Annotated in this window: 20 protein-coding genes; 15 read left to right on the top strand and 5 right to left on the bottom strand. The window is 62.2% G+C overall.

Annotated elements, in window-relative coordinates:
- Positions 1–104: 104 nt before the first annotated feature.
- On the bottom strand, positions 105–1,106 hold the full coding sequence (gap, locus tag BV82_RS05785) for a type I glyceraldehyde-3-phosphate dehydrogenase (RefSeq protein ID WP_010220178.1): 1,002 nt from the start codon (positions 1,104–1,106) through the stop codon (positions 105–107).
- A gap of 269 nt (positions 1,107–1,375) precedes the next feature.
- Here gap and edd point away from each other — a divergent pair, with 269 nt between their 5' ends.
- The 10 genes from edd (at position 1,376) to BV82_RS05835 (ending at position 13,208) form a co-directional block, all read left to right on the top strand.
- Positions 1,376–3,202 (top strand): phosphogluconate dehydratase, encoded by a 1,827-nt coding sequence (gene edd, locus BV82_RS05790; RefSeq protein ID WP_036993978.1) that lies wholly within the window; start codon positions 1,376–1,378, stop codon positions 3,200–3,202.
- On the top strand, positions 3,199–4,152 hold the full coding sequence (locus BV82_RS05795) for a glucokinase (protein WP_036993980.1): 954 nt from the start codon (positions 3,199–3,201) through the stop codon (positions 4,150–4,152). The genes edd and BV82_RS05795 overlap by 4 nt, the downstream gene beginning before the upstream one ends.
- Before the next feature lie 75 nt (positions 4,153–4,227).
- Positions 4,228–4,926 (top strand): response regulator, encoded by a 699-nt coding sequence (locus tag BV82_RS05800; RefSeq protein ID WP_036994276.1) that lies wholly within the window; start codon positions 4,228–4,230, stop codon positions 4,924–4,926.
- Between the two features lie 43 nt (positions 4,927–4,969).
- Positions 4,970–6,364: an ATP-binding protein gene (locus BV82_RS05805; protein ID WP_269467562.1), complete on the top strand. Its 1,395-nt coding sequence runs from the start codon at positions 4,970–4,972 to the stop codon at positions 6,362–6,364.
- Between the two features lie 134 nt (positions 6,365–6,498).
- Positions 6,499–7,761, top strand: a complete 1,263-nt coding sequence (locus BV82_RS05810) for an ABC transporter substrate-binding protein (protein WP_036993982.1) — start codon at positions 6,499–6,501, stop codon at positions 7,759–7,761.
- A gap of 135 nt (positions 7,762–7,896) precedes the next feature.
- Complete coding sequence (locus BV82_RS05815) at positions 7,897–8,805, top strand: carbohydrate ABC transporter permease (protein WP_010220172.1); 909 nt, start codon at positions 7,897–7,899, stop codon at positions 8,803–8,805.
- Positions 8,798–9,643 (top strand): carbohydrate ABC transporter permease, encoded by an 846-nt coding sequence (locus tag BV82_RS05820; RefSeq protein WP_036993984.1) that lies wholly within the window; start codon positions 8,798–8,800, stop codon positions 9,641–9,643. The genes BV82_RS05815 and BV82_RS05820 overlap by 8 nt, the downstream gene beginning before the upstream one ends.
- A gap of 5 nt (positions 9,644–9,648) precedes the next feature.
- Positions 9,649–10,809, top strand: a complete 1,161-nt coding sequence (locus tag BV82_RS05825) for an ABC transporter ATP-binding protein (RefSeq protein WP_010220170.1) — start codon at positions 9,649–9,651, stop codon at positions 10,807–10,809.
- 54 nt (positions 10,810–10,863) lie between these two features.
- A complete protein-coding gene (locus BV82_RS05830) occupies positions 10,864–12,210 on the top strand; it encodes a carbohydrate porin (RefSeq protein ID WP_010220169.1) in 1,347 nt (448 codons plus the stop codon).
- 143 nt (positions 12,211–12,353) lie between these two features.
- Positions 12,354–13,208: a D-hexose-6-phosphate mutarotase gene (locus BV82_RS05835; RefSeq protein ID WP_010220167.1), complete on the top strand. Its 855-nt coding sequence runs from the start codon at positions 12,354–12,356 to the stop codon at positions 13,206–13,208.
- Here BV82_RS05835 and hexR read toward each other — a convergent pair.
- Positions 13,201–14,061: a DNA-binding transcriptional regulator HexR gene (gene hexR, locus BV82_RS05840; protein ID WP_174242320.1), complete on the bottom strand. Its 861-nt coding sequence runs from the start codon at positions 14,059–14,061 to the stop codon at positions 13,201–13,203. The two genes, BV82_RS05835 and hexR, sit on opposite strands and share 8 nt — an antisense overlap.
- Before the next feature lie 213 nt (positions 14,062–14,274).
- Between hexR and zwf the strand changes: the two genes are divergently transcribed.
- The 5 genes from zwf to BV82_RS05865 all read left to right on the top strand — a co-directional run bounded on the left by zwf (position 14,275) and on the right by BV82_RS05865 (position 18,812).
- A complete protein-coding gene (zwf, locus tag BV82_RS05845; RefSeq protein WP_010220164.1) occupies positions 14,275–15,744 on the top strand; it encodes a glucose-6-phosphate dehydrogenase in 1,470 nt (489 codons plus the stop codon).
- Positions 15,731–16,444, top strand: coding sequence for a 6-phosphogluconolactonase (gene pgl / locus BV82_RS05850; RefSeq protein WP_010220163.1), 714 nt, complete (start codon positions 15,731–15,733; stop codon positions 16,442–16,444). The genes zwf and pgl overlap by 14 nt, the downstream gene beginning before the upstream one ends.
- Before the next feature lie 17 nt (positions 16,445–16,461).
- Complete coding sequence (locus tag BV82_RS05855) at positions 16,462–17,136, top strand: bifunctional 4-hydroxy-2-oxoglutarate aldolase/2-dehydro-3-deoxy-phosphogluconate aldolase (protein WP_010220162.1); 675 nt, start codon at positions 16,462–16,464, stop codon at positions 17,134–17,136.
- A gap of 174 nt (positions 17,137–17,310) precedes the next feature.
- A complete protein-coding gene (locus BV82_RS05860; protein ID WP_036993986.1) occupies positions 17,311–18,045 on the top strand; it encodes a monalysin family beta-barrel pore-forming toxin in 735 nt (244 codons plus the stop codon).
- Between the two features lie 56 nt (positions 18,046–18,101).
- On the top strand, positions 18,102–18,812 hold the full coding sequence (locus BV82_RS05865; protein ID WP_036993988.1) for a monalysin family beta-barrel pore-forming toxin: 711 nt from the start codon (positions 18,102–18,104) through the stop codon (positions 18,810–18,812).
- A 66-nt stretch (positions 18,813–18,878) separates the two neighbouring features.
- On the opposite strand, the gene BV82_RS05870 is transcribed toward BV82_RS05865, so the two are convergent.
- Genes BV82_RS05870 through BV82_RS05880 form a run of 3 tightly spaced genes read right to left on the bottom strand, consistent with a single transcriptional unit; the run spans position 18,879 to position 22,808 of the window.
- Complete coding sequence (locus tag BV82_RS05870; RefSeq protein ID WP_036993989.1) at positions 18,879–20,225, bottom strand: coiled-coil domain-containing protein; 1,347 nt, start codon at positions 20,223–20,225, stop codon at positions 18,879–18,881.
- A 4-nt stretch (positions 20,226–20,229) separates the two neighbouring features.
- Positions 20,230–21,669, bottom strand: a complete 1,440-nt coding sequence (locus tag BV82_RS26310) for a DUF6384 family protein (RefSeq protein WP_051636697.1) — start codon at positions 21,667–21,669, stop codon at positions 20,230–20,232.
- Positions 21,669–22,808 carry a hypothetical protein gene (locus tag BV82_RS05880; protein ID WP_036993991.1) on the bottom strand — a complete coding sequence of 380 codons (1,140 nt, stop codon included), beginning with the start codon at positions 22,806–22,808 and terminating at the stop codon, positions 21,669–21,671. The genes BV82_RS26310 and BV82_RS05880 overlap by 1 nt, the downstream gene beginning before the upstream one ends.
- Positions 22,809–22,955: the final 147 nt, after the last annotated feature.

The raw sequence follows: 22,955 nt of genomic DNA on the forward strand, positions 1-22,955 counted from the left end.
GCGAATGATAATGCTTATCATCAACGCCTTGGTCAAGTATTGGCGTTTTTTAACCTGCGACACTGGACCTGTGGGAACTGGCTTGCCAGCTCCCACAGCGATCGTCAACGGGCGTTGCACAGCGCCAGGCAGTTATCCAGCATGCGATTGGAGAAGCCCCATTCGTTGTCGTACCAGGCCAGCACCTTGAGCATGCGCCCGTTGGTGCGGGTGTGATTGGCATCGAAAATCGACGACAGCGGGTTATGGTTGAAATCACAGGACACCAGCGGCAGGCTGTTGTAGCCCAGCACCTTGGAATGCCGGCTGGCTTCCTTGAACAACTCATTGACTGCCGTGGCCGTGGCCTCGCGCTCAAGGTTGACGGTAAGGTCGACCAGCGACACGTTGATCACCGGCACCCGCACGGCCATGCCGGTGAGCTTGCCGGCCAGCTCCGGCAGCACCAGGCCCACCGCTTCGGCCGCGCCGGTCTTGCTCGGGATCATCGACTGGGTCGCCGAGCGGGCACGGAACGGGTCGCTGTGGTAGACATCGGTCAGGTTCTGGTCGTTGGTGTAGGCGTGGATGGTGGTCATCAAGCCTTGTTCGATACCGTACTCGCGGTGCAGTACCTGGGCCAGCGGCGCCAGGCAGTTGGTGGTGCACGAAGCACTGGAGATGATTTGGTGCGAAGGGCGCAGGATGTCATGGTTGACCCCATACACCACGGTGGCATCAGCACCCTTGGCCGGTGCCGAGATAATGACTTTGCCAGCCCCGGCAGTAAGATGGGCGGCCGCCTTGGCGCGTTCGGTGAACAAGCCGGTGCATTCGAACACCACATCGATGGCTTCGGCTTTCCATGGCAACTCCGCCGGATTGCGGATGGCGCTGACGGCAATGCGGTCGCCGTTGACAGTAATGCTCTCGTGATCGGATTCAACCGTGGCAGCAAAGCTGCCGTGGACGCTGTCGTGTTTGAGCAGATGGGCATTGATCGCACTGTCGCCCAGGTCGTTGATGGCGACGACCTGCAGGTCCTGGCGGTAGCCTTGGGTATAGAGTGCACGAAGGATGTTGCGGCCGATGCGGCCAAAGCCATTGATTGCGATACGAAGGGTCATGGAGCTACCTCTGGCAGACCGGGTGAAGCCCGTGGCAATTGAAGTTTTGCTTCACTGCATCTGTTTTTGTTGTTGGAATTACAAGATTATTCGTAAAAAAATAGAAAACAAGCCTTTTTGCTGGCAGTATTTTGTTCAATCTACAACGAGCGATCGGCCAAGCCGTTCCTCCCGCAACGCATCGCCCCTGTTTTTGAGCCTAGGCCGCGATCGTTGATAAGGGAAACCGCCGCAGAGGTCGCAACCACCGATAGCCTGGAGTCCAGTACATGCATCCGCGCATTCTTGAGGTCACCCAACGGCTGATCGCCCGCAGTCGCCCCACCCGTGAACGCTACCTTGAACTGATTCGCGGGGCCGCCAGCGACGGGCCGATGCGCGCCAAGCTGCAATGCGCCAACTTCGCTCACGGTGTCGCCGGCTGTGGCAGCCAGGACAAACAGAGCCTGCGAATGATGAACGCGGCCAACGTCGCCATCGTCTCCGCCTACAACGACATGCTCTCGGCGCATCAGCCCTATGAGCATTACCCCGAACAGATCAAACAGGCGCTGCGCGAGATTGGCTCGGTCGGCCAGTTCGCCGGTGGCGTGCCGGCCATGTGCGACGGGGTCACCCAGGGTGAGCCAGGCATGGAGCTGGGCATCGCCAGCCGCGAAGTGATCGCCATGTCGACCGCCATTGCCCTGTCGCACAACATGTTCGACGCGGCGCTGATGCTCGGTATCTGCGACAAGATCGTCCCCGGCCTGCTAATGGGCGCGTTGCGCTTCGGCCATCTGCCGACCCTGTTCGTCCCGGGCGGGCCAATGCCGTCGGGCATCTCCAACAAGGAGAAAGCCGATGTGCGCCAGCGTTACGCCGAAGGCAAGGCCAGCCGCGAGGAGCTGCTGGAGTCGGAGATGAAGTCCTATCACAGCCCCGGCACCTGCACCTTCTACGGCACCGCCAACACCAACCAGTTGCTGATGGAAGTGATGGGCCTGCACCTGCCGGGCGCCTCGTTCGTCAACCCGTACACGCCGCTGCGCGATGCCCTCACCGCCGAGGCCGCCCAACAGGTCACGCGCATGACCAAGGCCAGCGGTAACTTCATGCCCCTGGGCGAGATCGTCGACGAGAAAGCCCTGGTCAACTCCATCGTTGCCTTGCACGCCACCGGCGGCTCGACCAACCATACCCTGCACATGCCGGCGATTGCCCTGGCGGCGGGCATCCAGCTGACCTGGCAGGACATGGCCGAGCTTTCGGAGGTGGTGCCGACCCTGTCTCACGTCTACCCGAACGGCAAGGCCGACATCAACCACTTCCAGGCCGCCGGCGGCATGGCCTTGCTGATTCGCGAACTGCTCGATGCCGGTTTGCTCCACGAAGACGTCAACACCGTCGCTGGCCACGGTCTGCGCCGTTACACCCAGGAGCCGTTCCTCGAGGGTGGCAAGCTGGTCTGGCGCGAAGGCCCAAAGGCGAGCCTGGACGAGGCAATCCTGCGTCCGGTCGCGCGGCCGTTCTCGCCCGAAGGCGGCCTGCGGGTGATGGAAGGCAACCTCGGGCGCGGGGTGATGAAAGTTTCCGCCGTCGCTCCCGAACATCAGGTGGTCGAAGCCCCGGCGCGGGTCTTCCATGACCAGCAGGCGCTGGCCGATGCGTTCCAGGCCGGCGAGCTGGAGCGCGATTTTGTCGCGGTGATGCGCTTTCAGGGCCCGCGCTGCAACGGCATGCCCGAGTTGCACAAGATGACCCCGTTCCTCGGCGTGCTGCAGGATCGTGGCTTCAAGGTGGCACTGGTAACCGACGGGCGTATGTCCGGCGCTTCGGGGAAAATCCCCGCGGCCATTCATGTTTGCCCTGAAGCCTTCGATGGCGGCCCGCTGGCACGCCTGCGCGATGGTGATATCGTCCGCGTCGACGGTGTGGCCGGCACCTTGACCGTGAAGCTCAGTGCGGCCGAACTGGCTGATCGTGAACTGCCGGCGGCGCCGAGCGGCAATGACCTGGGCTGCGGCCGCGAGCTGTTTGGCTTCCTGCGTACCGCCCTGAGCCCGGCGGAGAAGGGCGCCAGCGCCTTCACCTCGGCACTGGAGACGCTCAAGTGAAGCGCGCACTGGTCGGCGATATCGGCGGCACCAACGCGCGCTTTGCCCTCTGGGAAGACAACCGCATGCACGCGGTGCAGGTCTTTGCCACGGCCGACTACACCAGCCCGGAACAGGCCATCGGCGCCTATCTGGCCGATCATGGCCTGGCCCGCGGTGAGCTGGGCGCGGTGTGCCTGGCGGTGGCCGGGCCGGTCGATGGCGATGAGTTCCGCTTTACCAACAACCACTGGCGCCTCAGCCGTCAGGCGTTCTGCAAGACCTTGCAGGTCGAGCGCTTGCTGCTGATCAACGACTTCACCGCCATGGCCCTGGGCATGACCCGTCTGCAGGCGGGCGAGTACCGTACCGTTTGCGACGGCACGCCCGATGCCGGCCGCCCGGCCCTGGTGATCGGCCCGGGCACGGGTCTTGGCGTCGGCACCTTGCTGAGCCTGGGAGAGGACCGCTGGATGGCCTTGCCCGGCGAGGGCGGGCATGTCGACCTGCCGGTGGGCAATGCCCGCGAAGCGCAGATTCGTCAGCAGATCGAGAACGAAATCGGTCATGTCAGCGCCGAATCCGTCCTCAGCGGCGGCGGCCTGTTGCGTTTGTACCAGGCCATCTGCGCGCTGGACGGCCAGCCCGCACCGCTGCAGAGCCCGGCGGCGATCACCGATGCGGCGCTGGCCGGTGAGCCTGTTGCCCTGGCGGTGATCGAGCAGTTCTGCTGCTTCCTGGGCCGAGTAGCGGGCAATGATGTCCTGACTCTCGGCGCACGCGCCGGGGTGTATATCGTCGGCGGCGTGATTCCGCGCTTTGCCGAACTGTTCTTGCGCAGCGGCTTTGGCGCCAGCTTTGCCGACAAGGGCTGCATGAGTGGCTACTTCAAGGATGTCCCGGTATGGTTGGTAACCGCTGAGTTCTCCGGTTTACTCGGGGCTGGCGTAGCTTTGCAACAAGCCGGCTGATATCTGGGGGCGGGCTTGCCCCGCGAGGCCCTCTCCCTGATAGACAAGGAGTGATGCGTGAGCAAGTCGATACTGATGGTCGACGACGACCAGGACATCCGTGAGCTGTTGCAAACCTACCTGAGCCGTGCCGGTTTCAGCGTCCAGGCGGTGGCCGACGGGCGCGGCTTTCGCCAGGCTCTGGATGCCAGCGATTGCGACCTGGTGATCCTCGATGTGATGCTGCCCGACGAAGACGGTTTCAGCTTGTGCCGCTGGGTGCGTCAGCATCCGCGCCTGGCGCAGGTGCCGATCATCATGCTCACTGCCAGCTCCGACGAGGCCGACCGGGTCATCGGCCTGGAGCTGGGCGCCGATGATTACCTGGGTAAACCCTTCAGTCCGCGTGAACTGCAGGCGCGGATCAAAGCCCTGTTGCGCCGTGCCGGTTTTGGCCAGGAGCGCAATGGCGGTGATGTGCTGGCCTTCGATGACTGGCGCCTGGATACCATCAGCCACCGCTTGTTCCACCGCGATGGTGAAGAGGTGATCCTTTCCGGCGCCGACTTTGCCTTGCTCAAACTGTTCCTCGATCACCCGCAACAGATCCTCGACCGCGACACCATCGGCAATGCCACCCGCGGTCGCGAGCCGATGCCCCTGGACCGTATCGTCGACATGGCGGTCAGCCGCCTGCGCCAACGCCTGCGCGACACAGACAAACCGCCGCGTTTGATTCGTACCGTACGCGGCAGTGGTTACCTGCTGGCGGCCAACGTTGCGCCTGCGCACTGACGGGCGCTGGCGACTGCCGCTGCCGCGCTCGCTGCTGGGGCGGATGCTGCTGTTGACCCTGCTGGTGGTGCTGCTGGCGCAGGGCCTGTCGAGCCTGATCTGGCTGTCGCAACTGCGCGCCAGCCAGATGGAGGGCCTGGTCGCCAGCGCGCGCAGCCTGGCCCATTCGATGAGTGCCAGCGTCAGTTACTTTCGTTCGCTGCCGGTGGCGTACCGGCCGATGGTGCTCGACCAGTTGCGCAGCATGGGCGGCACCCGTTTTGTCGTTTCCCTCAATGACAAACCCCTGGGCATGCAGGTGCTGGCGGCCACGCCGCGCAAGCAAGCGGTGATCGATGCCGTCGGCGACGTGCTGCACCAGCGCCTTGGCGCGCAGCTGGAAATCTCCATCCAGTTCGTCAGCCCGCAGGATCTGCGGATCTTCAACAGCGGCCTGAAACTCGATGAGCTGCCGCGCTCCTGGGCGCACTATGCGTTGACCCTGGAGCCGATCAACCCGCCAGTGCTGGTGACCCAGATCCGCCTGGATGAAGACGAATGGCTGTACATCGCCTCGTTGCTGCCCGAGCCCTACACCAGCCTCGAAGAACAGGGCCTGCCGAGTCAGCAGCTGTGGTTCATCGTGCTCACCAGCTCGTTCCTGCTGTTGTTCATCGGTTTACTGGTGCACTGGCAGAGCCGCCCGCTCAAGCGCCTGGCCCTGGCTGCCAGGGAAATGTCACTGGGGGCCGATGTCGAGCCGGTGACGGAAGGCGGTGGCAGCGAAGTGGAGGAGGTGGGCCGGGCCTTCAATGCCATGCGCGAGCGCATCAGCCGCTACCTGACCGAACGCAGCCAGTTGTTCAGCGCCATCTCCCACGACCTGCGCACGCCGATCACGCGTTTGCGCCTGCGGGTCGAGCTGCTGGATGACGAGCCGTTGCAGGCCAAGTTCGGCCGCGACCTGGATGAGCTGGAGATGTTGGTCAAGGGCGCACTGCAATGCGTGAAAGACACCGACATCCACGAGAACATCGAGCGTATCGACCTCAACCAGGTGCTCGAATGCCTGGTCGAGCCGTACCTGGGCAGCGGCCAGATCACGCTTGAAGGTCGCGCGCTGGCGCCGTATCCCGGCAAGCCACTGGCGCTCAAGCGCTGCATCGGCAACCTGATCGACAACGCCCTGAAGTATGGCGAGCGTGCTCACCTGCGCATCCTCGACAGCGACAGTGACTTCGTTTTGCAGGTCGACGACGAGGGCCCGGGCGTGCCTGAGCAGCGTCAGGAACAGGTGTTCGAGCCGCACTTTCGCCTGGCCGGGCAGCAGCAGGGTTACGGTCTGGGGCTGGGTATCGCGCGCAACATCGCGCACAGCCATGGCGGTGAAGTGAGCCTGCGCAACCTGCGTGAGGGCGGCTTGCGGGTGACCCTGAGCCTGCCGCGCAGCAGTGACTGATAGCGAATGTCACCAGCCTGTGACATTCGCGCATCCCTTCGTTACCTCCGGCATAGGTGCCGCTGGTTAGACTCTGATGCAAGCGCAAGCACCACGACTTGCACCTGCATAACAACAAGAAAAGGTTCCTCTCGATGAATGCGATCAATCGCCTCGCCGCTGTCATTTCTCTCGCCTCCTTGTTGCCCTTGAGTGCTGTTGCTGCCGCTAACGGTACGGTCGAAGTCACCCACTGGTGGACCTCCGGCGGTGAAGCCGCGGCGGTGAAAACCCTCAAGGAACAAGTCGAGAAAGACGGCTTCACCTGGAAGGACAACGCCGTCGCCGGTGGCGGTGGCGCCGCGGCCATGACCGTGCTGAAAAGCCGCGCGGTCGCCGGCAACCCGCCGGGCGCCGCCCAGATCAAGGGGCCGGATATCCAGGAATGGGGCGCGCTGGGCCTGCTCACTGAGCTCGATGATGTCGCCAAAACCAACAACTGGGATGCCCTGCTGCCAAAGAAAGTTGCGCAGCTCATGCAGTACGACGGCCACTATGTAGCGGTGCCGGTGAACATCCACCGGGTCAACTGGTTGTGGATCAATCCGCAGGTGTTTGACAAGGCCGGTGCCAAGGTGCCGACCACCCTCGACGAACTGTTCGCTGCCGCCGACAAGCTCAAGGCTGCCGGCTTCACCCCGCTGGCCCATGGTGGCCAGCCGTGGCAGGACAGCACCGTGTTCGAAGACCTGGTGCTGAGCATCCTCGGGCCCCAGGGCTATCACCAAGCCTTTGTCGAACTGGACGAAGACACCCTGACCGGCGAAAAAATGATCGAGGTGTTCAAGACCCTGCAACGCCTGGGCACCTACATGGACCCAAACCGCGCCGGACGTGACTGGAACATTGCCGCTGGCGAGGTCATCAACGGCAAGGCCGGCATGCAGATCATGGGCGACTGGGCCAAGAGCGAATGGACTGCCGCCGGCAAGGTCGCGGGCAAGGACTACCAGTGCGTGGCCTTCCCCGGCACCCAGGGCAGCTTCGCCTACAACATCGATTCGCTGGCGATGTTCAAGCTCAAGAACGCGAACGACATCAAGGCCCAGAACGACCTGGCCAAGGTCGCCCTGGAGCCGCGGTTCCAGACCGTGTTCAACCAGAACAAGGGCTCCCTGCCGGTGCGCCAGGACATGGACATGAGCCAGTTCGACGCCTGTACGCAGAAGTCGGCGGCGGACTTCAAGGAAGCGGAAAAAGGTGACGGCCTGCAACCGAGCATGGCCCACAACATGGCGACCTCCCTGGCGGTGCAAGGGGCGATCTTCGATGTTGTCACCAACTTCTTCAACGACCCGAAAGCCGACCCGGCGACGGCGGTCAAACAGCTGAATTCGGCGATCAAGTCGGCCAAGTGATGGTGTAGGCAACGACTCTGCGGGGCTTCATCGCTGGCAAGCCAGCTCCCATAGGGTCGGTGCATGCAGTCCATTGTGGGAGCTGGCTTGCCAGCGATGCGGTGCGCAGCGCCGCCCTTCAACCGAGACTTTCTGATGAGCACTGTTGCCACAATCAACAAGGCCTCACCCCTGGACGCCCTGCAGCGCTGGCTACCGAAACTGGTACTGGCGCCGAGCATGCTGATCGTCCTGGTGGGCTTTTACGGCTACATCCTCTGGACCTTCGTCCTGTCCTTCACCAACTCAAGCTTCATGCCCAGCTACAAGTGGGTGGGCCTGGCGCAGTACGCGCGGCTGATGGAGAACGACCGCTGGTGGGTGGCGAGCAAGAACCTGCTGCTGTTCGGCGGTATGTTCATCGCCATCAGCCTGGTGATCGGCGTGCTGCTGGCGGTGCTGCTCGACCAGCGCATCCGCCGCGAAGGGTTCATTCGCACCATTTACCTGTACCCGATGGCGCTGTCGATGATCGTCACCGGCACCGCCTGGAAATGGCTGCTCAACCCCGGCCTGGGCCTGGACAAGATGCTCCGCGACTGGGGCTGGGAAGGCTTTCGCCTGGACTGGCTGGTGGACCCCGACCGGGTCGTCTACTGCCTGGTGATCGCCGCCGTGTGGCAGGCCTCGGGCTTTGTCATGGCGCTGTTCCTGGCCGGCCTGCGCGGCGTCGATCAATCGATCATTCGCGCCGCGCAAGTCGATGGCGCCAGCCTGCCGAGCATCTACCTGCGTATCGTCCTGCCGAGCCTGCGTCCGGTATTTTTCAGTGCGTTGATGATCCTTGCGCACATCGCGATCAAGAGCTTCGACCTGGTCGCGGCGATGACCGCGGGCGGCCCGGGCTATGCCTCGGACCTGCCGGCGATGTTCATGTACTCCTTCACCTTCAGCCGCGGGCAGATGGGCATGGGCTCGGCCAGTGCGATCCTGATGCTCGGCGCGATCCTGTCGATCCTGGTGCCTTACCTGTATTCGGAACTGAGGAACAAGCGCCATGACTAGGTCCCTCGCTCCCCGCTCATTGAGCCTCAGCCGCCTGGCCATCTATTCGACCCTGATCCTGGCCTGCGCGCTGTACCTGATCCCGCTGATCGTGATGCTGCTGACCAGCTTCAAGTCGCCGGAAGACATCCGTACCGGCAACCTGCTGAGCTGGCCCGAGGTGATCACCGGCATCGGCTGGATCAAGGCCTGGGACACGGTCGGCGGCTACTTCTGGAACTCGGTGAAGATCACCGTGCCGGCGGTGGTGATCTCGACCCTGCTCGGTGCGCTCAATGGCTATGTGCTGTCGATGTGGCGCTTCAGGGGCTCGCAGCTGTTCTTCGGGCTGCTGCTGTTCGGTTGCTTCCTGCCGTTCCAGACCGTGCTGCTGCCGGCCTCGTTCACCCTCGGCAAGCTTGGCCTGGCAAGCACCACCACCGGCCTGGTGCTGGTACACATCGTCTATGGCCTGGCCTTTACCACGCTGTTTTTCCGCAACTACTACTGCAGCGTGCCGGATGCCCTGGTGCGGGCGGCGCGGCTCGATGGCGCGGGGTTCTTCACCATCTTCGGGCGCATCCTGCTGCCGATGTCGGTGCCGATCATCATGGTCTGCCTGATCTGGCAGTTCACCCAGATCTGGAACGACTTTCTCTTCGGCGTGGTGTTCGCCAGCGGCGACGCACAACCGATCACCGTGGCCCTGAACAACCTGGTCAATACCAGCACCGGGGTCAAGGAATACAACGTCGACATGGCGGCGGCGATGATCGCCGGGTTACCGACCCTGTTGGTCTATGTGCTGGCTGGCAAGTATTTCCTGCGCGGGCTCACGGCCGGCGCGGTCAAGGGGTAAACACAATGGCAACGCTTGAACTGCGCAACGTCAACAAGAGCTACGGCAGCGGCCTGCCGGACACCTTGAAAAACATCGAACTGTCGATCGACTCCGGCGAGTTCCTGATCCTGGTCGGCCCGTCCGGTTGTGGTAAATCGACCCTGATGAACTGCATCGCCGGCCTCGAACAGATCAGCGGCGGGGCGATCCTGGTGGACGATGCTGACATTAGCGGGATGAGCCCCAAGGATCGCGACATCGCCATGGTGTTTCAGTCTTACGCGCTGTACCCGACCATGAACGTGCGCGACAACATCGCCTTCGGCCTGAAGATGCGCAAGATGCCCGCCGCCGCCATCGATGAAGAGGTGGCACGGGTGGCCAAGCTGCTGCAGATCGAGCACCTGCTGACGCGCAAGCCCGGTCAGCTGTCCGGGGGGCAGCAGCAGCGCGTGGCCATGGGCCGGGCCTTGGCGCGGCGACCGAAGATCTACCTGTTCGATGAGCCGCTGTCCAACCTCGACGCCAAGTTGCGGGTGGAGATGCGCACTGAAATCAAGCTGATGCATCAACGCCTGAAGACCACCACGGTGTACGTCACCCACGATCAGATCGAGGCCATGACCCTGGGCGACAAGGTGGCGGTGATGAAGGACGGGCTGATCCAGCAGTTCGGCACCCCGCAGCAGATCTACAACGATCCGGCCAACCTGTTCGTCGCCAGCTTCATCGGTTCGCCACCGATGAACTTCATTCCCCTGCGCCTGCAACGCCAGGACGGCCGCCTGCTGGCGCTGCTCGACAGTGGCCAGGCGCGCTGCGAGCTACCCTTGGGTATCGAGACGGCGGGCCTGGAGGACCGTGAAGTGATCCTCGGCATTCGCCCGGAACAGATCGCCCTGGCCCCGGCCCAGGCCAATGGTTTGCCGAGTATTCGTGCCGAGGTGCAAGTCACCGAACCCACCGGCCCGGACCTGCTGGTGTTCGTTACCTTGAACCAGACCAAAGTCTGCTGCCGCCTGGCTCCGGATGTACCGACCCAGGTGGGCGACACCCTGAACCTGCAGTTCGACCCGGCGCGGGTGCTGCTGTTCGATGCCGCCACTGGCGAGCGCCTGGGCGTCGCTGCGCCGGTACTGGCCCAGGCGGGCAAGGATAATGTCGCCCAATTCAAGGGCCGCTGAATTCGTTAGAGAACGTAGAAACCCATCGAGAACAATAAAACGAGGAAACAAGGGATGGATCACTTCAAGCGTATCAAGCCGCTGGCGCCATTGACCCTGCTGGCGGCCCTGGGCGTCAGTTGCGGGGTGCAGGCGGCCGGCGCCTTTGCCCCGGAGTCGAAATGGATGAGCGGCGATTGGGGCGGTACCCGTACCGAATTGCTGGAGAAGGGCTACGACTTCACCCTCGATTACGTCGGTGAGGTGGCCGGCAACCTCAACGGTGGCTACAACGACGACAAGACTGCCCGCTACAGTGACCAGTTCGCCCTCGGCGCGCACCTGGACCTGGAGAAGATCTTCGGTTGGCAGGATGCCGAGTTCAAGCTGGCGATCACTGAGCGTAGCGGTCGCAACCTGTCCAACGACCGTATCAGCGACCCGCGCGCCGGGCAGTTCAGTTCGGTTCAGGAGGTCTGGGGCCGCGGCCAGACCTGGCGCCTGACGCAGATGTGGGTCAAACAGAAGTACTTCGACGGCGCCCTGGACGTGAAGGTCGGGCGCTTTGGCGAAGGCGAGGACTTCAACAGCTTCCCCTGCGACTTCCAGAACCTGGCGTTCTGCGGCTCGCAAGTGGGCAACTGGGTGGGTGGCATCTGGTACAACTGGCCGGTCAGCCAATGGGCGATGCGGGTCAAGTACAACATCACCCCGGAGTTCTTCGCCCAGGTCGGCGTGTATGAGCAGAACCCCTCCAACCTCGAGACCGGCAACGGCTTCAAGCTCAGCGGCAGCGGCACCAAGGGCATGATCCTGCCGGTGGAACTGGTCTGGTCGCCGCAGGTCAATGGCCTGCCGGGCGAGTACCGCCTGGGTTACTACTACAGCACGGCCAAGGCCGATGACCTGTATGACGATGTCAATGGCCAGCCCCAGGCGCTGACCGGCGCCGCCTTCAAGTCGCATTCGAGCAAGCATGGCTGGTGGGTGGTGGCCCAGCAGCAGGTCACCGCGCACAACGGCGATGCCAACCGCGGCCTGAGCCTGTTCGCCAACTTCACCGTGCACGACAAGGCCACCAACGTGGTGGACAACTACCAGCAGGTGGGCATGGTCTACAAGGGGGCCTTCGATGGCCGGCCCAAGGATGACATCGGCTTTGGCGTGGCGCGCATTCACGTCAACGATGATGTGAAGGATCGCGCGCAACTGCTCAATCAGCAAAGCGGCATCGAGGATTACAACGACGCCGGTTTCGTGCCGATCCAGAAGACCGAATACAACGCCGAGCTGTACTACGGCTTCCACGTCACCAACTGGCTGACCGTGCGGCCGAACCTGCAGTACATCAAGAGCCCGGGCGGGGTCGATGAGGTGGATAACGCGCTGGTCGCCGGGTTGAAGATTCAGTCGTCGTTCTGAGGTGATATGTTGTAAATTTACGCATATTGCGACCGCTGTGCGGTCGATCGCTGGCAAGCCAGCTCCCACATGGGTTGCGCAGATCCTGTGGGAGCTGGCTTGCCTGCGATAGCGTTCCCACTGAATAACAAGAGTTCCCAGCCATGCCAGAGCACCCGCTACAACGTTTCTTCACCTCGCAGAGGCCGCGGCCGACCTTCGAGTGGGAGCGTTACCAGCAGCGCGATGTGCTGATCATCGATCACCCGCAATGCCAGGCGGTGTTCAGCCGTCAGGGTGCGCAATTGTTGCACTTCCAACCGCAGGGCGAGCGCCCGTGGCTGTGGTGTGCGGCGCAGTGGCCGCAAGTTGGCGCCATCCGTGGCGGCGTGCCGGTGTGCTGGCCCTGGTATGGCCGTCATCCCAGCGAGGACATGTGGCCGGCCCACGGCTGGGCGCGCTTGCTCGACTGGAAGCTGATCGACAGCAGCGAAGATGAACACGGCGTGACCCTCAAATGGCGCCTGCAACTGTGCGACTGGCAGGTCGACCTGTTGGCCAGGCTGGGTAAACGCATGGAGCTGCAGCTGAGTACCGAACACCAGGACAGCCAGCCTTGTCAGTTGAGTCATGCTCTGCTGGCTTACTGGCGTATTAGTGACGTTTCTGAGATAGCGCTATCTGGGCTGGAAAACATTGAAGGTTACGACCGTTTGAACCGTCAATCCTGTCGCCAGAAGGGCGCTTTGAAGGTCCACGGCGGTTGCCAGCGGGTGTTTCCCAATGCGGCGACCCTGCAGTTGCACGATCCGGCTTGGCAGCGCCAGCTGTGCATCGATACCGGTGACAGCGAGGATACCGTGGTCTGGCACCCCGGCAGTCGGCCGTTGATGGGTGTCAGTGGCAGCGAAACCCTGGGCTTCGTCTGTGTCGAGGCGGCCAGTGGCAGCAGTGACAGCCTGAGCCTGGCGCCAGGGGAGCAAGCACACCTGCGTTTGCAGGCGCACCTGCTCAGTTGAGTTCGTCGTCGATCGGGTAACGGCTGGCGTTGAGGCTTTCCTTGATTTTGCGCAGGTGCGGCTGGAAGTCGACGCCGCGGCGCAAGGTCATGCCGGTGGCCAGCACGTCGAGCACGGTCAGCTGGATGATTCGCGAGGTCATCGGCATATAGATGTCGGTGTCTTCCGGCAGCGGGATGTTCAGGCTCAGGCTGCTGGCCTTGGCCAATGGCGAGTCGGCGGCGGTCAGGCCGAGTACCGAGGCGCCGTTTTCCCGGGCCAGGCGCGCGACTTCAACCAGCTCGCGGGTGCGCCCGGTGTAGGAGATGATCACGAACAGCTCGCCGGTGTGGGCCACCGAGGCCAGCATGCGTTGCATCAGCACATCGGCGTGGGCCGACACCGCCAGGTTGAAGCGGAAGAACTTGTGCTGGGCATCCAGCGCCACCGGGGCCGAGGCGCCGAGGCCGAAGAAGTGGATCTGCCGGGCCTGGATCAGCATGTCGACGGCGCGGCTGATCAGCTGCGGATCCAGTTGCTGGCAGGCACTGTCCAGCGAGGCGATGGCGCTGCCGAAGATTTTCTGGGTGTAGGACGCCGGATCATCGTCGGCTTCCACTGCCCGGCTGACGTAGGCAGCGCCGCTGGCCAGGCTCTGCGCCAGTTGCAGCTTCAGTTCGGGGTAGCCGCTGACGCCGAACGAGCGGCAAAAGCGATTGACCGTCGGCTCGCTGACCTTGGCGGCCTGGGCCAGGGCGGCAATGCTGAAACGGGTGGCTTGCTGGGGGTTGAGCAGGATGACTTCGGCGACTTTACGCTCAGCCTTGTTCAGCTCTTCGAGGCGGCCCTGGATCTGCTCCAGGAGGTTTCGCACGCGGTCCATGGGTGTTTTCCTTGGGTCGATGAGGCACCCGGCTGGTGACAGCTGCGGGCTTTTGACACGGTGGCCTATCGTACTGATGGCATGGGTGGCACACCACTTGAATCTGTCCACTGGGTAAAATGTTGTGGTTTTTACTACATTATTCCTTGAAAACTGCGATTGAAAACGGTATTTCTACGTCAACTTGATAAAAGAACCAACATCATGGCTTCGATCAGCGTTGAACCCTGCACCTTTGCCCTGTTTGGCGCCCTTGGCGACCTGGCCTTGCGCAAGCTATTTCCGGCGCTTTATCAGCTCGACCGGGCCGATTTGCTGCACGCCGACACCCGCGTGCTGGCCCTGGCCCGCGAGGCGGGCAGCGTTGAACAACACCTGGCGTCGATAGAAGCGCATCTGCGGGAGTTCGTGCCCGCCGGGCAGATCGAGGCGCCGGTGTTGCAGCGCTTCCTGGCCCGCCTGAGCTACCTGCACGTGGATTTTCTCCAGGCCGATGACTATCAGGCCCTGGCCGAGCAGGTTGGCAGCGACAGCCAGTTGATCGCCTACTTCGCCACCCCGGCGGCGGTGTATGGCGGCATCTGCGAGAACCTCGACAAGGTTGGCCTCAGCGCCCGTACCCGGGTGGTGCTGGAAAAACCCATCGGCCATGACCTGGAATCCTCACGGCGGGTCAACGACGCCGTGGCCCAGTACTTTCCAGAAAACCGCGTCTACCGCATTGACCATTACCTGGGCAAGGAGACGGTGCAGAACCTCATTGCCCTGCGTTTTGCCAACAGCCTGTTCGAAACCCAGTGGAACCAGAACTCGATCTCCCACGTGGAGATCACCGTCGCCGAAAAAGTCGGCATCGAAGGGCGCTGGGGCTACTTCGACAAGGCCGGGCAACTGCGCGACATGATCCAGAACCACCTGCTGCAACTGCTCTGCCTGATTGCCATGGACCCGCCCAGCGATCTCTCGGCCGACAGTATCCGTGACGAGAAGGTCAAGGTGCTCAAGGCCCTGGCGCCGATCAAGGGCGAGGGCTTGAGCACGCAAGTGGTGCGCGGCCAGTACATTGCCGGTTACAGCGAAGGCAAGCCGGTGCCCGGTTACCTGGAAGAAGACAACGCCAACGCCCAGAGCGACACCGAAACCTTCGTCGCTCTGCGCGCCGATATCCGCAACTGGCGCTGGGCCGGGGTGCCGTTCTACCTGCGCACCGGCAAGCGCATGCCGCAGAAGCTGTCGCAGATCGTCATCCACTTCAAGGAAACCCCGCACTACATCTTCGCCCCGGAACAGCGTTTGCAGATTGGCAACAAGCTGATCATCCGCCTGCAACCGGACGAAGGTATCTCGCTGCGGGTGATGACCAAGGAGCAGGGCCTGGACAAAGGCATGCAACTGCGCAGCGGGCCCTTGCAGCTGAATTTCTCCGATACCTGGCGTAGCGCGCGGATCCCCGATGCCTACGAGCGGTTGTTGCTGGAAGTGATGCGCGGCAATCAGAACCTGTTTGTGCGCAAGGATGAAATCGAATACGCGTGGAAGTGGTGCGATCAGCTGATCGCCGGCTGGAAACAGTCGGGCGACGCGCCCAAGCCCTATGCCGCCGGTTCCTGGGGGCCGATGAGCTCGATTGCACTGATTACCCGCGATGGGAGGTCCTGGTATGGCGATATCTGAACTGCAACTGCCGGCAACCGTCACGGCACATGATTTCAACACCGCGCCGCAATTGGCCGAAGGGCTGGCCAAGGACGTGGCCGGGCGCCTGAATATGGCCATTGCAGCTAAAGGCCAGGCCACCCTGGTAGTGTCCGGTGGACGCAGCCCGGTGGCTTTCTTTGCGGCGCTGCTCAAGCAGCCGCTGGACTGGTCGAAGGTGCTGGTGACCCTGGCTGACGAGCGCTGGGTGCCGGTCGAGCATGCTGACAGCAATGCCGGCCTGCTCAAGCGCCATTTGTTGACCGGTCCTGCTGCCAAGGCGCGTTTCCTCAGCCTCTATCGCGCCGCAGGCAGTCTTGAGGCCGCTGCGCAGGAAGCCGATCAGGCCCTGGCCGAACTGCCAGGGATCGACGTACTGGTGCTGGGCATGGGCGACGATGGCCATACCGCCTCGCTGTTCCCCAACAGCCCGAACCTTGCCGAAGGCCTTGACCCAAGCAGCCCGCGTCGCTGCCTGGCGATGCGGGCGCCGGCGGTGCCGCATCAGCGCTTGAGCATGACCCGCGCACTGCTGGCCCGTGCCGGCTTTACCGCCTTGTCGGTGCAAGGTGCGGGCAAACTCGCTACCCTGCGCGCCGCGCTGGCCGGCGACGACTCGGCGCAAATGCCGATTCGCGCCTTCTTACAAGACCCTCTGGATATTTACTGGTGCCCATGAGCCAAGGATCTGCCGTTATGACCACGCATGAACTGAAACAGCCGGGAGCTTCCATGGCCGACAAGATTGCCCGGATCGATCAGATCTGCACCCAGGCGCGCATTTTGCCGGTGATCACCATCGCTCGCGAAGAAGACATTCTGCCCCTGGCCGACGCTCTGGCCGCCGGTGGCATCAAGACCCTGGAAGTGACCTTGCGCTCCGCCCACGGCCTCAAGGCCATCCAGGTGCTGCGTGAGCAGCGCCCGCAGCTGTGTATCGGGGCGGGCACGGTACTGGACCGCAACATGTTTGCCGCCGTGCAAGCGGCCGGCGCGCAGTTCGTGGTCACCCCGGGCATCACCCAGGACTTGCTCGAAGCGGGCGTCGACAGCGACATTCCGCTGCTGCCCGGCATCAGCACGCCGTCGGAAATCATGATGGGCTACGCCCTCGGCTACCGGCGCTTCAAGCTGTTCCCGGCCGAGATCAGCGGCGGCGTGGCGGCGATCAAGGCCTATGGCGGCCCGTTCGGCGACGTGCGCTTCTGCCCCACCGGTGGGGTCAATCCGGGCAATGTGAAACAGTACATGGCCCTGGCCAATGTGATGTGCGTGGGCGGTACCTGGATGCTCGACAGCAGCTGGATCAACAACCGCGACTGGGCCCGCATCCAGGCTTGCAGCGCCGAGGCCCTGGCCCTGCTGGACTGAAACCGAATTCGTTGTGTGCTACACGGCTTTGAGGTGCGCTTGGTCGGCGCACCTTTTTTTTTGCCTGTGATTTTGTCGAGGGTGTTGACGCTCAAGGGAAGCATGTCCGGCTGTCGAGATGATCGACCGCGCCGTACGGTTAAAAGGCTGAACGACTTTTAACTGAGGTGCGTTATGCAAGACGAAGAAGTACATGAGGCAGTCGGGTTCCCGCTCAAGTGCGGGTCATACGAAATTGAACGCTATTTGATCGGTGATCAGAACTTCACCCGGGGCTGCTGGCTTGACGGGCAGTCAATCTACGGCGACGTCAACTTCAAGGAGCGCAAATGGCCGACCATCAGCCGGCCGGTTTTTGCCTATCTGGCTTATGTTGATACGCGGGTGATACAGGGTACTGGCAATCAGACCATGGAAGTCACCGCTGCTCAGGGGCATCACCTTTGGTTCTTCAAGGGCACGGCCAAAGACTGTTCCGTGGCGCCGGCGATTGATCAAGTCAATGCGTTTTCAAACCTTCAAACCGGGATGAATTCCGAGCAGGCCTGGGCACCCGCACGGCCGCAAAAACAATCGTTACTCGTCCCGGGTGGCGAGACCTACCTGGTTTATCAGGTGGCACTGGTCTATGCCCATCGCGCATTCGGTGCTGCTGACACTATCGGCAGCCTGTTCAGCTCCAATCATACCTGCGTCACGCGGACTGAGGGGCGAAAGGACTTGTTGTTCCTTTCCTCGGTGACAACCAATCGGCTTTGCGCCCGCGAACTGGATCGAGAGGTGGAACAGCCTCTGTCCAGAGACGATCTGTTCAAATTGATATTGCTCGACAAGTACTCCGCGGCTGTCAATGCCGGCGCCTGGAGTTTTGATATGGACGCGCTTAACGATCCGCGTAAACGCTACTGATCAGCAGGCGTGCCTGGACATTACCGACGTTACCCGTTTTGACAAGGAGTTCACCGATGAATCAGCAACCGGCAATACGCGACTTGCCTTTTAAAGAAGGCGCCTATGAAATTGATCGCTACTTGTTTGCAGAAGGCGCATCCAGTTATGGATGCTGGGTAGAGGGCCTGACAGTAGAAGGTGGTGTCAGCTACCTGGGTTCTTCTTGGAACGTTCAGACACGACCCATCTTTGCTTACCTTGAGTACCTCAGGCCGCTGGTCAACAAGCTCAGTGTTGAACAGACCTTTAAAGTCACTACCCAGCAGGGGATGAGCAAAAGTTATGCGACCGCCGTCTCGAAAACCTACGGCGCTGGGGTAAAGCTGGGGGCGATCAAAATAGGTGCGGAGATCACTGAGGCCAGCGTCTACGGCGAGGCCTTTTCCGAGTCCAGCACTGACGAGTGTTCATTGTCTGTTCCGGCCCATGCGACGAACTATGTTTATCAAGTCAACATGGTCTATGCGCACAAGATGCTGGCGGGCGGCAAGCTTAAACAGGCGGCGGATAACAATCTCGTCGACCTGGTCGTTGATGAATATAATCGCGTGGTTCGAGAAGACCTGGTCTTTCTCACGTCGTTTGCTACGCAGAAAATTGTCATGTTGCCCAGCGACGCATCCATCAATCCCTTCAGCTGGGAGCAGATCAAAAAAGCGGTCCTGTTTGAGGGCTACCAGCACTATAACGAAGAGCAGGGCGATATCGGATTCTGGAGTTTTTGACCACCTCAGAGGCTGATGGCCTGTACGCCAGCCACGCCTGAAATCCGGGCGTGGCTGGCTGGGTACTCAAAAGCTGTCGCTGGTGCTGAAGCCCCCACCACCGCTGCTGCTGGAGCTGGAAAAACCGCTACTGCTCGAACTTGAACTACTGGAGCCTGAGCTCGACCAACTGCTCGACGAAGAGCCGCTGGATGACGAGCTGCGCGGCACCAGGCGCCGGCCACTTTGCAGCAGGGTTTCCAGGGCGTGCAGGCTGAGATCGCGCGTCATGTAGTCGGCCAGCAAGCGGTCGAAGCTCAAGCTGGTGTTATAGCTGTAATCGCTGTCCCGGTAGTAATCGGTGCGCAGTGCCCGCTCCAGTTCCTTGGCTCGTTCGTAGTCACGCAGGGCGCGGTCATGCTGGTCGCGCAGGTCCGGCAAGCGCGCCTGTACATCCTGCAGGCGCGGGTACAGTTCCTTGAGCTGGGCGGCGATCTTGTCATCGTTGCTGTCCGGGGTTTTTTGCACTTCGACCAGCAGTTGTTCGATCGTTTGCGCCTGCAGGCGCTCGGTGATGTTCTGGCGGATCCGCAGGTAGTGCGGGTCCTGCTTGCCGGCAAAAGCGGCCAATTGCTGGTGCTGCTCGTTGGCCCGCGCCTTGGCAGCGGCGATATGTTTGTTCAGCGTGGTGTCTTCGCAGGTCAAAGGGTCCATGCCCGCCGCCGTTCGCGCCTGGGCCAGGTGCTGGTCAACCGCGGCTTGCCGCGTGGCAATCAGGGCCAGGCGCTCGCCTTGCTGTTCTTCGTTGCGCGTCTGCATGGCGCGCAGGATCAGCTCGTTGCTGCGGTTACCCTGGTAGTTGACGCGCTTGGCCAGCTTGTTGTCGAGCCAGCGGTGCAGAAAGTTGTAGCGGTACTGGTCGGTGCCGTAATCACGTTTGAGCAGGTGGTAATAGATCGGGTTGGCACTGTAGGAGGGCAGCTTGTCGACGCACTCCTGGCGGATCTCGGCGTAGCCGGTAATCGCTTCGCGATTGGCCTCTTGCGCGGCGAGCAGTTGCTCCTCCAGCTCGCACCAGGCAGGTTCGAGCGCCAGTTGCTCCTTCACCTGGCGCTCGATGCTTTCAATACGCTCGCGCACGGTGTGCTGGCTGGTCAGCGAGGCGGCAATATCGCTTTCGACCTGGGCAAGCTCCGCGCGCAGTTGCACTTCGGCCTCCTGGCGTGCCTGCAATTGCAGCAAGGTGTCCTGGTCGAGGGCCGGGCGATGTTCAAGCTTGAGCGTGACGATATTGCTCAGGCGCGTGAGGATGTCCTGCTCCAGGCGTGCTTCCTGATCGCTCAGGGCCGACAACATCTGTTCGGCACTGCGCAGCAAGGCCTCGCTGCTGCGGGCGTTCTGTGCCACGGTGCTGGTGAGGGTACTAGGCGTCATGTGTTCACCAGTCCAGGATCATGTCAGGGTTGCTTGTGGTGCGCTGGTTGAAGCGCAGGGTCAGCGAATTGGCAGCCTTGCTGCCCATCATGCGCTCATCGACATGGCCGTCGTCGAGCTTGTCCTGCTTGACCTTGAGGTATTCGGCCTGGCTGACGCGCACGCCGAACAAGCGGGTCCAGCGTTGTTTGCCGGTTTCAGAGCTGGTGACCGGGACATTGGCGCTGATGCCAGCCGGGTCGGTGGCCTCGACCACCAGGAACCAGCTCTTGCCTTTGTCGGTGGCCTCGCCGCGGTTGCAACCGGCGGCGTCGTAGCAACGCTCGACCCCGGACTTGATCCCGGTGCGGTCCACGACCTGGATCGTCAGCGCAACGGCCGCGAAGTCGAGCATCTGCTCAAGATGCTTAAGCTGACCTTGGGCCTGGAAGGTGTCCTGGGTGTCCAGGCTGTTGCTGGCTTGCGCGAACAGCGCTTGCAGTTGCGCACGATCGCCAGCGGCCAGGGGCATCGCCTTGAAGCGCTGCAGCAGTTGCTCGCGCAGGGTGAACTGCTCCAGCAAGCTGCTGGTATAAAGGATCTGCTCAGCCAGTTCGTTGACCTGCCGGGTGGCTGTTTTCAGCGTTTTATCGTCCTTGACCTGCAGCAGTTGCTGGTCGGCCAAGCTGGCAAGCTCCTTGAGCTTGGCAAACCGCTTGATGCCTTCCAGGTAGGTCGGTGTGGCCAACAGGCTGGCCAGCTCATCGCGCTGTTTGTAGATGCCCTCGACCGTGGCTAAGGCGTACCGGCTCTCGTACAGGTTGTCGCGGGCCTGCTCGAGCTGCGCCTCACGCTGCTCGACCAGCGCCTTGACGCTGTCGCGGTTGGTCTTGTGGATGAAATCCGGCACATCGCTGGCAAAGCTCTGATCCAGTGGCGGCAAGGTTTGCCGGACGTACTCGAGCAGGCGGCTGACAGCGGCATCGGGCTGTGCCACAGCCTTTTGCTGCAATTGCTCAAGCTTCTCGTGCTGCTGCTGGATGTTGCTGCGCAGGTCTTGATCACGACGAAGCAGCTCACGGGCACTGTTCTGGACTTCCACCGTCACGCCGGTGTCATGGGCGATGCGTGTGCACTGGGTGATCAGCGCCGCGGCAATGAGCGCCAGAAATAGCTTGTAGAGCTGGCTGCGCGCCATTGATGCCTTGCTCAGCAGCCTTTGCCACCCGCTCAGCGGCGGGGCTTCGAACATCAGCCGACGGGCGAAGAACTCGCGCACGCCCTGGTCGATCAGCGCCTCGTCGAAGGCGATGTTGTGGCTCTGGTAGTAGTCACGAATACGCGCCGCGACTTCGGCGCGGCGCTTGGGCAGGTTCAGGTGTTCCTGGAGCTGCATCTGCTGGTGGCGCAATTCGTCGACGAACGCCATCGCTCCGAGCTGTTCGGAGAGTGGAATGCTACTCATCAGGCCGCCTTGCTGAGCAGCGCGGCGAATTTACGTTTGGCATCCTCGACCGCGGCGGCGATGTCGCGCGAAGCGTTGCTCGATTCTGCCCGGTAGGTTTCGGTGAGGCTGTTCATGTCGGTCTGGAACGACAGCGTGGCATCGGCCAGGGCGCGCACCGAATCGACCTTGATGGTCGAGCCGTAGCTGGCCTTGACCGCGGCTTCAAGCTGCTGGTTGCCGGTGCTGCCCAGGGCTTCGAGGCCCTTGCTGATACCGTCAGTGGTGGCGTTGAGGGTATGGGTGGCCTCGGTCAGGCCGCTGTTGGCGGTGAACGACACGGCCAGGCCGGTGAGTACCACTTCGTTGGTCGAGAAGAACGAGACCATGCGCTGGTACTGGCGCTCCTTGATCACGTGCACCTGGTTGATCCGGGCGAAGACCATCTCGGCAGTGTTGTAGCCGACCTTGAGGTCATCGGCGATGTCCTTGACGATCTGGTAGCGCTTGTCTTCATCCTGCAGGGCGCGCACGGCTTCGTCGCGGCGCAGTTCCAGGGCCGCGCGTTGGGCCGGCTCGGACGATTCGGCGGCGGCGACCTGCTGGTTGGCCTCATTCAGTTCGGCGGTGCGCTGTTCCAGGGCCTGGCCGGCAATGGCCAGCACCTGCTGGGCTTCGACCTCGGCGGCTTTCATGGCCATGCGAAAGTCCATATAGGATTCGAGGATCACCGTCTCGCGGCTGATCTGGTCGTTGGCTGACTTGCACACCTGCAGGTAGTTGTCGCGAATGTCGTTGAAGCGGCTGGGGATCGAGCCGCGGCGCATGTTCATCCAGGCCAGCTTGAGTTTTTCCATGCTGTCCAGGCGCCCGTCGTCCATCCAGCCGGCCATGGCGGCAGCGTCTTCACGGATCGAGGTGAAGCTCTGGGTGATGTCCATGAAGCGGGTGGAGATGTCCATGCCCTCGATCTGCTCGCGAACCATGCTGTTGAAGGCGGTGGACTGCTGCAGAACCGTGGCGATGGAGGTGACCTTGGTGGTGTCGTATTGTGCAACGCGGTCCAGCAACACCAGGACAGGCGCGTCCTGAACGGGGCGAACGAGGTTGATGCCGATGGTGCGCAGGCCGCTCAGTGCCCGCTCGAGGTAGTTGCTCATCGAGTGTCCTTTCATGATGTGCGCGCAGCGCAAGGTAAAGCGAGGAGGGGAGTATACCGGGGCTTGTCGGTAAGCTGACCGACGATTTTCACAGGCGCAAACGAAAGTGCCCGCCTCGGGAAGGAGGCGGGCACTTCAGTTGCAGCG

This window comes from Pseudomonas donghuensis (genome assembly GCF_000696345.2).
GTDB lineage: Bacteria > Pseudomonadota > Gammaproteobacteria > Pseudomonadales > Pseudomonadaceae > Aquipseudomonas > Aquipseudomonas donghuensis.